The organism is Alcaligenes sp. AB3 (genome assembly GCF_031844565.1).
GTDB lineage: Bacteria > Pseudomonadota > Gammaproteobacteria > Burkholderiales > Burkholderiaceae_B > Alcaligenes > Alcaligenes faecalis.
On sequence record NZ_JAUZVM010000004.1, the window covers coordinates 217,167 to 230,091 of the forward strand.

The 12,925-nt window shown below is 55.7% G+C and carries 6 protein-coding genes; all 6 read left to right on the plus strand.

Annotated elements, in window-relative coordinates; translation table 11 throughout:
• Nucleotides 1-130: 130 nt before the first annotated feature.
• Genes Q9R35_RS10895 through Q9R35_RS10920 form a run of 6 tightly spaced genes read left to right on the plus strand, consistent with a single transcriptional unit; the run spans nucleotide 131 to nucleotide 12,917 of the window.
• The gene (locus Q9R35_RS10895) at nucleotides 131-7,705 is read left to right on the plus strand and encodes an SDR family NAD(P)-dependent oxidoreductase (RefSeq protein ID WP_311219840.1); all 7,575 of its coding nucleotides are present in this window, start codon (nucleotides 131-133) and stop codon (nucleotides 7,703-7,705) included.
• Complete coding sequence (locus Q9R35_RS10900; RefSeq protein ID WP_311219841.1) at nucleotides 7,698-9,038, plus strand: aminotransferase class I/II-fold pyridoxal phosphate-dependent enzyme; 1,341 nt, start codon at nucleotides 7,698-7,700, stop codon at nucleotides 9,036-9,038. Before Q9R35_RS10895 ends, Q9R35_RS10900 begins: the two co-directional genes overlap by 8 nt.
• 2 nt (nucleotides 9,039-9,040) lie before the next feature.
• Nucleotides 9,041-10,240, plus strand: a complete 1,200-nt coding sequence (locus Q9R35_RS10905) for a polysaccharide biosynthesis/export family protein (RefSeq protein WP_262479182.1) — start codon at nucleotides 9,041-9,043, stop codon at nucleotides 10,238-10,240.
• Nucleotides 10,241-10,282: 42 nt separating this feature from the next.
• Nucleotides 10,283-11,071 (plus strand): ABC transporter permease, encoded by a 789-nt coding sequence (locus tag Q9R35_RS10910; protein ID WP_149721109.1) that lies wholly within the window; start codon nucleotides 10,283-10,285, stop codon nucleotides 11,069-11,071.
• Nucleotides 11,068-11,730 carry an ABC transporter ATP-binding protein gene (locus Q9R35_RS10915; RefSeq protein ID WP_149721110.1) on the plus strand — a complete coding sequence of 221 codons (663 nt, stop codon included), beginning with the start codon at nucleotides 11,068-11,070 and terminating at the stop codon, nucleotides 11,728-11,730. Before Q9R35_RS10910 ends, Q9R35_RS10915 begins: the two co-directional genes overlap by 4 nt.
• The gene (locus Q9R35_RS10920) at nucleotides 11,727-12,917 is read left to right on the plus strand and encodes a chain-length determining protein (RefSeq protein ID WP_149721111.1); all 1,191 of its coding nucleotides are present in this window, start codon (nucleotides 11,727-11,729) and stop codon (nucleotides 12,915-12,917) included. Before Q9R35_RS10915 ends, Q9R35_RS10920 begins: the two co-directional genes overlap by 4 nt.
• The last annotated feature ends 8 nt before the right edge of the window (nucleotides 12,918-12,925 follow it).

Below are 12,925 nucleotides of genomic sequence, written 5' to 3' on the forward strand. Positions count from 1 at the left end.
GTTTACTGGTGTGCTTCCTGCGACACGGCTATGTCAGAAGTCGTTGTCCGAAATAGCGTTTTATCAAATATGACTATTCCGTGCTCCGCGTTGACAGGGCAAGTCAGTAAAGATCGAAAGGGTAGGGTGCGTGTCTCAAAATACAGGCAAGGGTGCTAAGGAGTTAGAAGCATCCCGTACGGATATTAATAAAAGTAATACTGCGTCTGGAGCAATCGCCATTATTGGTATGGCATTTCGCTTCCCGGGCGATTTGTCGCAGCCCGACCAATTCTGGAATGCTTTAATTGAAAAGCGCGACCTGGTTACGGAAATCCCCGCGGATCGCTGGGCGACTACCGAGTTGCAGCACGATAAACGATCCGAACCTGGTCGTAGTATCACTTTTTCGGCCGGCGTCCTGTCGCGTATCGACGAGTTCGATGCGGATTTCTTTGGCATTTCCCCTCGTGAGGCTGCCTGGCTGGATCCTCAACAGCGTTTGTTGCTGGAGCTGTCCTGGGAGGCCATGGAAAACGCGGGCGTTTTGCCCTCCAGCATGGCCGGTAGCGACTGTGCGGTATATGTCGGTATTTCCGGTCTGGATTACGGCATGCGCGGCCTGGATGATCTGTCCAGCCTGACTGCTCATATGATGACTGGCAATACCATGAGTATTGCGGCCAATCGTCTGTCCTATATCTACGATTTGCACGGACCATCCATGGCGGTGGATACGGCCTGCTCGTCCTCCTTGGTGGCCTTGCATCAAGCTTGCTCAAGTTTGCGCAATGGCGAGGCGTCCACCGCTTTGGTCGGTGGCGTCAATTTGTTGCTGCACCCTTATCCCTTTGTGGGCTTTACCAAAGCGTCGATGCTGTCGGCAGATGGCCGCTGCAAGGCGTTCGATGAAGCCGGTAATGGCTATGTCCGTTCCGAGGGCGGTGCTGTCCTGATGCTCAAGCCCTTGGAGCAAGCCCTGGCCGATGGTGATCAAGTACAGGCTGTCATTTTGGCAACCGGCGTGAATGCCGATGGTGCCCGCAAGACCGGCATCACCATTCCTAGTTGCCAGGGACAAATTGAGTTGATGCGCTCCGTGCTGGAGCGCAGTGGCCTGGCTGCGAGTGATGTGGACTTTGTAGAGGCTCACGGCACCGGTACGGCAGTAGGTGACCCTATCGAAACCACCGCAATCAGTGCGGTGTATGGAAAATCGCGCGAACAGCGTTTGCCTATCGGTTCGGTCAAAGCAAACCTGGGGCATATGGAGTCGGCCTCTGGGATGGCCGGTCTGGTCAAGACCGTTCTGGCTTTGCAGCATCAAGCCCTGCCGCCTGCTTTGCATTTGAACACCCCCAATCCCGCGATTGATTTTGACGGCTTGAATCTGGAATTGTTGCCCCAGGGCCGGGAGCTGCAACGCACCGACGGCAAGCCTTTGGTGGCGGGCCTGAATTCTTTTGGCTTTGGCGGTGCCAACGCGCACGTCCTGCTGCAGGCTCCCGTAGCGATGGCGACTCAATCGGCTGTCGTGCCGAACTCGGATTTGCCGCCTTTGGTCCTGTCGGCCAAGACAGAAGGCGCTCTGCGCGAGCAGGCTGGTAATTACGCGGATTTGCTGGATAACAAGACCGCGCAGAATTTTTACGATATCAGCTATGCAGTCGCTCATCGTCGTCAGGCTTTGTCGCGTGCTTTGATCATTCAGCCCGAAACGGTCGCAGAAGGCGTGGCACAACTGCGTGCTTACGCCCAGAGACAAAATCCGCAAGGTCTGCAAACCGTAGATGCCTTGGATAAGGAAGGTCAGCTGGCCTTTGTGTACGCCGGCAACGGAGCGCAGTGGTTGGGCATGGGTTTGACCTTGTTGCGCGAGTCCCCTCGTTTCGCGACTTTGCTGTCCGAGTTGGATGCGATGATGAAGCCCCTGGCGGGTTTCTCGCTGCTGGAGCAATTGCAGGCAGAGCCAGCTGCCTCTCGCATGGACGACACGACAGTCGCCCAGCCTTTGCTGTTTGCGGTGCAAGTGATTGTGACGCGCATGCTGCGCGAAGACGGTGTTCAGCCTGATGCCGTGACCGGTCACAGTGTGGGCGAAATCGCTGCAGCCTGGGCCGCCGGTGCCCTGGATCTGGAGCAAGCCATACGCGTGATTTGTGCCCGTAGTCAGGCCCAGGGTCTGACTCGTGGCCAAGGCCGGATGGCCGTTATTGGTTTGTCACTGGAAGCGGTGAATAGTTTGCTGGAAGGCCTAGGTGCGGACTTGGGCGTGAATGTGGCGGGAGTGAACAGCCCCTCCAATATCACTCTGTCCGGTAGCCTGGAAGGCTTGCAACGTATTCAGTCTGCGCTGGAAGGCCAAAGCGTTTTCTTCCGCCTGCTGGATTTGGATTACGCTTTTCACAGCCCCTATATGGATGGCTTGTTGCCGCATCTGGAAAAGAGTCTGGGCGATTTGCAGCCCGGCCAGCAGGCGCCACAAGCCCGTTTTATTTCGACTGTTACTGGTGAGGAACTGCCCCCACAAGAGCTGGGCGTGGACTACTGGTGGCGCAATATTCGCGAACCCGTGCAGTTTGAGCAGGCCATTGCCTGCCTGGCCAAACAGGGTTGTCGCGTCTTTCTGGAAATTGGCCCGCACGCCATTTTGCAGCGCTATATGCGTGAAACCCTGACTCAGCGTGATGTACAGGGTGTTGTACTGTCCAGCCTGCGCAAGCATGACGATGGCCCGCAGCGTCTGGCCGATACGGCTTTGCATGCCTTGGCCTTGTTGCCGACCCAATTGAAAGCCCGTTTCCCCGTGGCGGGTAATCCGGTGGATCTGCCTGTGTATCCGTGGCAGCGTGAGCGTCACTGGTACAAGAACAGCACGGAAGGAATGCGTTCCATCGAACGCCGCCGTGTGCATGACTTGCTGGGTTGGCGTCTGCCAGATAGCGACATCAGCTGGGAAAACGTACTGGACCCAGTGATTTTGCCTTGGCTGGCCGATCACAAAGTGGGCGGAGCCATGGTGTACCCGGGTGCCGCTTATCTGGAGATGGCTTTGGCCGCGGCCCGCGAGTGGCTGGGCGAAGCGCTGATCCTGGTGGACGAGCTGGATATTCTGGCGCCGCTGGTTTTTGACGGCGAACATGCCCGCAGCCTGCGTTTTGTGCTGAGCCCGCGCGATGGCAGCTTCCATATCAAGAGTCGTCAACGCCTGAGCCAGGACGAATGGGTGGTGCACGCCAGGGGCCGCATTCTGGCATCGGATGAACGCATGCCCAAGCCGGAGCTGGCAGCTCTGAGCTCGGCGGAACTGCAGATTGATCGTGAACGACACTATCGCCTGGCGCACTCCTTGGGCTTGGACTATGGTCCGGCTTTTCAGGGATTGAAGGCCTCGCAGGTTCAAGGTACTTGCCTGAATGCCGAACTGGAAATGCCCCTTGGCCTGGAGCAAGACGGCTATCTGTTGCACCCAGCCTTGATGGACGTGTGCTACCAGTCTCTGGTGGATTTCTTCGCACAAGATATTGAAGCCGGCCAAGGCGTGGCCTTGCTGCCTGTGAAAGTAGGCCGCTTTACCTTGGCCACCGAAGGGCAGGTGACACATTTCCGTGCGCATCTGCGTCGCAGCAGTGCCCGTTCGGTACTGGCGGATTTCGAGCTGTATGGTGCTGATGGCCGCTTGCTGGCCAGCGCCCAAGCCTGCCGTTTCCGCGCTGCGTATTTCTTGCGCCAGGATCGTCACGCGGTGTCCAACTGGCAAATTACCCCGTATCTGCGTCCTCATCCTCGTGATGAGCGAGTTGCTGTTACGCTCTCGCCTGAGCAACTGGCCCAAAGCGGCTGGGCAGCACTGGCTGACCAGCAGCAAGAGCGAGAAACCTGGTTCCAGCAGACTTTGCCTTTGCTGGATGCCTTGAGCCTATCCTTTATTTATGAAACCTTCCAGAATGTAAAGCCTTCCGAACTCAGCACCGAAGTATTGAATAGCCCGTATGGCCGCTGGCTAAGCGAGCTGCTGCGCGCTGAAGAGCTGCTGCAAGATGACGAAGGCTATCGTGTGGTGGAGCAGGCCGATATGCCTGCCGCCCAGGACTTGTGGCGCACAATTTTGCAGGATTCGCCTAGCAGCTTGCCGCAACTGACCCAGATTGGTTCGGTCGGACGCCAATTGCCGGCCTTGTTGCGTGGCGATATTTCAGGCGAAAAACTGCTGGCTTCCTTGCGCCGTTCCCCCGTGGTTGAAGTGCTGTATGACGATGACCCCATGTATCTGGGTGTGCGTCTGGCACTGGAAACCCAGTTGCGAGAACTGGCTGCGAACTTGCCTGCCTCCCAGCGACTGCGCGTGCTGGAAGTCACCGTAGGCCCAAGCGATTTGCCCAAGACTCTGGCTGCTTGCCTGTCCGAAGACCAGTTTGAATACGTATTGGCTTTGCCAGATGCTGATTTGCAGGCTCGTCAGGCGACGCAGCACCATGCTTTGGCCAACGTGCAGGTGCTCGGTTTTGATCTGCAAGACTGGCAACTGGAGCAGGTCGATAAGCCCCAGTTCGATGTCGTGATTTTGCGCCACAGCCTGCACCGTACCGTGCATGTTCCGCCGGCCCTGATGCGTAGCAAACAATGGCTGGCGACGGGTGGGGTCCTGCTGGTGGCCGAGTGTCACCCTGACTGGCATGCAGACTTCTTATCCGGTCTGGACCAAAGCTGGTGGCACGCCGCCGGTGAGTCGCAATCCTCCTCCTTGTTGTCGCCCGAAGGCTGGCACAAGGCGTTGGAGCAAGCAGGTTTTGAGCAGGTGCAAACTGCGCAAGAGCCTGCCGCACAGGAATTGAGTGAAGGTGCCTATTTGTTGCTGGCCAAGGCCGCCACAACGCAGGCGATTCCAAACCAGGAAGCCGTCGCTGCAGCGAAATGGGTCTTGTTGTTTGATGAGGCTTCTCAAGTTCAAGCTCATTCTTTGCAAGCCCGTTTGGAAGCAGCTGGCCAAACAGTTAACGCTCAAATCTGGCCGCTCAGTGCCGACATTTTGGCTGATGAGAGTCCTCTGAATGTAGTGCAGATGCTGGGTTGGGCCGATACTGCTGCTGCGGTCAGCCAGACCAGCGCGCAACTGCTGAGCCTGACGCAGGACTTGTCCGCCCGTACCGTTGCAAGTCGCCTGTTCCTGGTGACGCAAGGCGGTGCCTTGCCGGCGATGGCAGAGGAATTGGATTGGGCGGTGAATCCAGCCCAGTCGGCCTTGTGGGGCTTTGGTCGCGTCGTGATGAATGAGCTGCCCGCCTTGTCCTGCACCTTGATTGATCTGGCCGGTGATGTGAATGCCAGCGATATCGCTCAGCGTCTGGAACTGGAGTTGCTATGGCCGGATGAAGCAACAGAAATTGTCTTGTCTCAAGACGCACGCCATACCTTGGTGCTGGAAGAGGCTACTGCGGCAGCGATTGCCCCGCTAAGCCAGGATGCCCGCTTCAAGCTGGACTTTCAGGTGCCCGGACAACTGCGCAATCTGGAATGGCAAGCTGTTCAAGCACCGAGCCTGGCTGCGGGTCAGGTTGAAGTCCGTACCATGGCAGCGGGCCTGAACTTCCGTGATGTGATGTATTTGATGGGCCTGCTACCAGACGAAGCTGTAGAAAACGGTTTTGCCGGGGCCAGTCTGGGCCTGGAGTTCTCGGGTGTCGTCACCCGCGTTGGGGCTGATGTTACCAATGTGGCTGTAGGCCAGCCGGTGATGGGCTTTGGTTCCTCCTGCTTTGCCAGCCACGTGGTGACACGTGCGGATGCGATCGCTCCCATGCCTGAAGGTTGGGATTTTGAGGCTGCTGCCACCGTTCCCACTGTGTTCTTCACCGTGTACTACGCGCTGACGCATCTGGCTCATATCCAGCCTGGTGAAAAAGTATTGATCCACGGTGCTGCTGGCGGCGTCGGAATTGCAGCAATCCAGCTGGCCCGCCATTTGGGCGCAGAGATTTATGCCACCGCTGGTACGGACGAGAAACGCGTGTTCGCTTCCTTGCTGGGTGCCGACCATGTATTTGATTCGCGCAGCTTGAGCTTTGCCCAGGACGTGATGGATGCTACTGGCGGCGAAGGCGTGGACGTAGTGCTGAACTCGCTGGCAGGCGAAGCCATGCGCCGCAGCCTGGACGTATTGAGTCCATTTGGCCGTTTCCTGGAGCTGGGCAAGCGCGACTTCTTCGAGAACACGCCGATTGGTTTGCGCCCCTTCAAGAGCAATATCAGCTACTTCGGTATTGATGCCGACCAGTTGCTGACGGGTCGCCCAGCTCTGGCAGGACGTTTGTTCAAGGAAGTCATGGAGCTGTTCCATGACGGTGCGCTGTTCCCACTGCCTTATCGTAGCTTCGGTGCCGAGCATGTGGTTGATGCATTCCGCGCCATGCAACAGGCTCGTCACATCGGCAAGCTGGTGGTGTCCTTGAAGGATGCCCGGCCCAGCCTGCCCACTCAACAAGTGGCCGCCCCTGTCGACTTGTCCGCACAGGGCACGTGGCTGGTAACGGGCGGTTTGTCTGGTTTCGGTTTGGCTTCAGCCCAATGGCTGGTCAAGCGTGGTGTGCGTTCCCTGGTTCTGGCGGGTCGTCGTGGTGCTGATACTCCTGGTGCACAAGCGCTGCTGGAGCAGTTCCAGGCACAAGGCTGTCGTGTGCAAATTGTGGCGTGTGACGTTACGGATTTCGCAGCAGTGCAAGCTGTCGTTGCGCAGATTCAGACGGGTGATAGCCCACTGACCGGCGTGCTGCATGCTGCCGCCGTATTTGATGATCGTTTGATCGCCAATATGGATCAGGACAGCCTGGACAAGGTGCTGCAAACCAAGTTGGTGGGTGCATGGAATCTGCACCTGGCTACCCAGGATTTGAAACTGTCTCACTTCGTGTTGTATTCCTCGGTGACGACTTCTATTGGTAACCCCGGACAGGCGAACTATGTAGCCGCCAACGCAGGCCTGGAAGGCCTGACGCGCTTGCGTCAGAACCTGGGCCTGGCGGCTTCGTGCATCGCCTGGGGGCCGATTGGCGACGCAGGTTACCTGACCCGCAATGAAACTGTGAAGGACAGCTTGGGCAAACGTCTGGGCAAGGCACCTTTGCAGTCGGATCAGGCGCTGAATCAACTGGACCGAGTATTGGCCGTCAATGGTGAGGTGTCCATCGTCGCCAACTTTGACTGGAATGCCCTGGCCCGCTTGCTGGCTTCGGCTCAGAGCGAACGTTTCGCCATCTTGAACCGCGCTCGCAAGGATCATGATTCGGGTAGTGACGGCCAGGATATTCACGCCTTGATTGCTGGCAAAACGCCTGAGCAAATTCACGCTTTGGTGGCCGAGTGGGTGGCACAGGAAGTGGCCAACATTTTGCGCACGGAAGTAGACCGTATCGAAACCCAGCGCTCCTTGCATGATCTGGGCATGGACTCCTTGATGGCCGTGGAATTGGCCTTGGGCTTGGAGCAACGCTTTGGCGTGCAGTTGCCCGCCATGGTGCTGAATGATTCTCCCACCGTCTGGAACGTTGCGGCCCGCATTGTGGACAAGCTGACGGGCGGTAGCGAGGACTCGGCAGAGCAGGATGCTGGGCATTTGGTAGCCGATGTCGTACGTCAGCACGGGGATGATATGTCCGAGGCGGACTTGCAAGGCTTGGCCAAGGATGTACAGCGATTGGCAGAAAAAGGAACATCACTGATCCATGAGTAAGAACGATCTGGCGCCAGGCAGTAAAGCACAACTGATCCAGCGCATTCTGGGACGTAAAACCGGGCAAGCGGCCAGCGATGGCCGCATGGCCGAGCAGTCCGCAACCCGTCAGGCTGCGGCCAGCCATATTCCGGAGTCCTTCACCCGCTTTGACCGCCATCCCGGTTACGAGAAAATGCTGGTGCCCAAGGCCATGGCAGATCGTATGGGCGTGCGTAACCCCTTTTTTCGCAGCCACGACGGCGTGGCCGCTGCGCACACTCGTATTGATGGGCGCGACTATCTGAACTTTGCCAATTACAACTATCTGGGTCTGTCTGCACACCCTGAAGTGAATGCGGCCGCCAAAGCCGCGATGGACCAGTACGGCACATCGGCCTCGGCCAGCCGTTTGGTAGCGGGCGAGCGCCGCGTACAGCGTGAGCTGGAAGAAGAGCTGGCGCAGAACTACGAAGTGGATGATTGCGTGGTTTTTGTCAGTGGACACGCCACCAACGTCAGCACCATTGGTTACTTGTTCGGCCCCAAGGATCTGGTGATTCACGATAGCCTGATCCACAACAGTATTTTGCAAGGCATCCAGTTATCGGGTGCCGCTCGCCGTTCATTCCCTCACAACGATAGCGCCGCTCTGGAGCGCATTCTGGCTGACATTCGTGGCCAGTTCGAGCGTGTGCTGATTGTGATCGAAGGCTTGTACAGCATGGATGGCGACATTCCCAACCTGCCTGCATTTATTGACATAAAACGGCGGTATAAAGCGTTTTTGATGGTCGATGAAGCTCACGCCCTGGGCGTGCTGGGCAAGACGGGTCGCGGCTCGCACGAACATTTTGGTGTGGCAGGCCGTGATGTCGATATCTGGATGGGCACCTTGAGCAAGACCCTGGCAAGTTGCGGCGGCTATATCGCTGGCGACCGCGCGCTGGTGGAGCTGCTCAAGTACGCTGCCTCCGGCTTTGTGTACAGCGTGGGGATTTCCCCCGTGCTGGCGGCTGCTTCACTCAAAGCCCTGCAGATCATGCGCCGGGAGCCCGAGCGTGTGCATACCCTGCAAGAGCGGGGTAGTCAGTTTCTGAATTCGATGCGCTCGATGGGAATCAATACCGGTTTTGCCGAAGGCTACGCCGTGATTCCCGCGATTACAGGCAGTTCTCTTAAAGCAGTCAAACTGTCCGGCCAGTTGTTTGATGCCGGTCTGAATGTGCAACCCATTATCCATCCTGCGGTGGAAGAAAAAGCAGCACGTTTGCGCTTTTTCCTGTCCTCCACGCATAGCCAGGATGACATAGACCTGGCGTGTGAAATCGTTCACACGCTCATGAAGAAATAAGCATGGCTCAATTACTACACACAGCAGTAAGCAAGATTGCAGCAATGGGACGGCCAGTACTGGCCAGTACCCTGGTCGCCGTACTGGCCGGATGTGCCACGATGCCCGACTGGATGCCTGCAGACGGCCCCAGCCGCCAGCAAGTCCAGGAACGGCGTGAAGGCCGTATCGAAGGCATCACCCTGGTCAACGTGACAGACGAGCTGACCAAGAAATTGGCCGCTAAAAAGCGCATGGGTGACTTTGCAGCCCAGTTTCCCAGCTCCGGCTCGAATAATTACCTGATTGGCCCTGGCGATGTGCTGGAGGTATCGGTTTGGGAAGCGCCGCCAGCTATGTTGTTTGGCACGATCTCTCTGGATCCTAAAGCAGCGGCAGCAACAACCAATGCAGTTGCGTTCCCCCAGCAAATGGTGACTCCAGACGGCATGATCAGTATGCCTTTCGCTGGCCGTATTGCTGTCAAAGGCCGCAACACCCAACAGATTGAAGAAAGCATTGCCAAGCGTCTGCAAGGCAAGGCGAATAATCCTCAAGTGCTGGTGCGAGTCATTCAGAACAACACCTCCAACGTGACCGTGGTGGGTGAGGTCAATCAAAGCGTCTTGATGCCGCTGACGCCTAAAGGTGAGCGTTTGCTGGATGCTCTGGCCGCAGGCGGTGGCGTCAAGCAAGCAGTCAACCGTATCGCCATTCAGCTCTCGCGTGAGATGAATACATCGACCATGGCGCTGGATACGATTATTCGTAATCCGAATCAGAACATCATGCTGAAACCGGGTGATGTGATCACAGCGCTGTACCAGAACCAGAGCTTCTCCATTTTGGGTGCCACCGGCAAGAACGAAGAAATTCCGTTTGAAGCCAAAGGCATTTCCTTGGTGCAGGCCCTGGCCCGCTCCGGTGGCCTGGATACGTCACGCGCTGATGCTCGTGGTGTCTTTGTCTTCCGCTTTGAAGATGCTGCGCTGGTGGAAGGCGCCCCTGAGTCGACCCTGCTGGACAAGAAGGGCGTCGTGCCCGTGGTGTATGAAATCGACCTGCGTGACCCGGCTTCTTTCTTTGTCACCCAGAACTTCCCGGTTCAGGACAAGGACGTGATCTATGTCTCGAACTCGCCAGCGGCAGAGTTCCAGAAGTTCTTGCGTTTGGTGGTGTCGGTGGCTGTGCCTAGTACGACGTTGAACAATATGGTGAATTGATGAACGTCATGTCGAAAGCTAAATTCCTCAACCGAGGTGGGTATGAGTAATCAGGTACGCAGCCCCATGGCTGTCACCTGGGCAGTCTGGCGGGCGCTGGTTTTGCGTGAAGCGCTAGATCGTTTGTTTGATATGCGTGCGGCCTGGTTCTGGTTGTTGATGGAACCGGTGCTGCATATCAGCTTCGTCACGTTTATCTTCACCGTGATCCGTTTGCGCACAGTCGGTGGCATTGATGTCACTGTCTGGATTGTGGTGGGGATGCTGGCGTTTTTTATGTTTCGTCGTACGGCGATGCAGGTCATGTATGCGGCCGATAGCAATAAGCCTTTGTTCGCTTATCGGCAAGTTCACCCGTTTGATACGGCTATTGCGCGTGGATCATTAGAAGCATTTTTGATGGTTTTGGTCGCGGCTGTCATTCTGACGGGGGTGGCATTGCTGGGGCATGACGTTCGACCTGATGACCCTTTACGCGTTTTTATTGCCATGTTTGGTTTATGGCTGTTTGGCGTGGGCTACGGATTGGTCGCTTCGGTCTTAATGGCCTTGGTTCGCGAAACCGAGCATATTCTGAAGATTCTGATGATGCCTTTGTATCTGATTTCGGGTGTCATCATGCCAGTTTCTGCTGTGCCTCAGCCCTATCGGGATTGGTTGCTTCTTAATCCTTTAGTGCATGGCTTGGAGTTTGTGAGGCATGGCTTTTCAAGTTACTACCATATGGTGCCTGGGGTAAGCATGGCGTATCTGTATACGTGGGGTATCACCAGTTTGTTTTTGGGCTTGTTGCTATACCGACGCTTCTCCCAAGAGTTGGTGATGAAATGATCATCGTCAATGATATGTACAAACGCTACAAGACGGCACATGGGGTGGGCCGATGGGTCCTTGAGGGCGTAAACCTAACGATTCCTCCCAAGGTGAATGTGGGGTTGATTGGCTCTAATGGTGCCGGCAAATCAACGTTGTTACGCCTGATCGGTGGCGTGGATCACCCGAACAAGGGCTCCGTTCAACGTCTGTGTCGTGTGTCTTGGCCCATGGGTAATGGGGGCTTGGAAGGCACATTGTCGGGGCGTCAGAATGCCAAATTTGTATGTCGTGTACATGGGCACCAAGACGATTTGGCCGATCGCCTTGCGTTTATCAAAGACTTTTCGGAGTTGGGCCAAGCATTTGAGGAGCCAGTGTACACCTATTCATCGGGTATGCGTTCTAGGTTGCAGTTTGCCCTTTCCTTCGCTTTCAACTTCGATGTGTATATCTCGGATGAGGTCACGGCGGCAGGCGATGCCGCCTTCCGAAAAAAGGCGGCGGACGCCTTCAAGACAATGACTGATCGTGCTGGCCTGATTATGGTTGCACACGACAATATGACATTAAGACAATTTTGCCAGGCTGGCGTCTGGCTGCATAAGGGAAAAGCGCACTGGTTTGACCAGATCGATGATGCGCTCAAGGCCTACAAGGATTCAATTCCAAAATGACAGATACACCCCAAGCTCTTACGCATACCAACGGCGCGTCTTCAGACAAGACGGCAGTTAAGAAACCTTCGCTGATAGCGCGTGTGCGCTCTTGGTTTTCTTTGCAGCTGTTTGATCATGCGGTACGTGTAATTTTTATTCTGGCCGTTTTGACCTCGGCTTACTGGCTGTTCTTTGCATCCGATCGTTATGTCTCCGAGGCCAACGTCATTATTCGCAAGACGGACTCGGTTGGCTCACCTTCGTTTGATCTGGGCATGCTGGTGTCAGGAGTCGCTTCTGCAGATCGGGCTAATCAGTTGCTTTTGCGCGATTATTTGCTTTCTGTGGATATGTTGAAGAAGTTGGATGAGTCGTTGAACTTGCGTGCTCACTACAGTTCGTCGGAGCACGACTGGGTTTCTCGCATGTGGTTCCAAGATGCGTCCATGGAATGGTTCCACCGCCATTATTTGTCACGGGTAAAAGTTGAGTTTGACGAATTTTCTGGGGTTCTGCGAATGCAAGTCCAGGCATATGGACCTGAAATGGCACAGGCGATTACTCAGCAGTTGGTCCAGGAAGGTGAGCGATATATGAATGTGCTGGGCCATGAAATGGCTCAGGTGCAAGTGGATTTTTTGGTCACTCAGGTTGATCAGGCCCAGGAACGTTTTCAGAAAGCCAGCCAGGATTTGATGAACTATCAAAATAAAGCTGGTTTGTTGTCGCCTCAGGCTACAGCGGAAAGTATTAATGCCATTATTGCGACTTTAGAAGGGCAGCGGGCTCAACTTCAGACTCAATTAGCCTCTTTGCCCAAAACCTTGGATCGTGATCATCCTAATATCCAGATGCTTAAGCAGTCTTTGAGGGCCGTCGATGCGCAAATTAAGGCGGAGAAACTTAAATTGGCGACTCCATCGGGTGGCACCTTGAACAAGTATGTGGAGGAGTTCTACCGCTTGGAGATGAACGTTCAGTTCACTCAGGAGATCTACAAGTCGTCATTAAGCGCTTTGGAAAAAGGACGTATCGACGCTACTCGCATGCTTGAAAAGGTTTCCGTCTTACAGTCGGCTACCTTACCAGAATACCCAATGGAGCCTCGTCGTTTATACAACACGTTGGTGACTCTGCTTTTAGCTTTGATCCTGGCTGGGATCCTGAAGTTGCTCAAGAGCATTGTGCTGGACCATGTGGACTAATAAGAAAG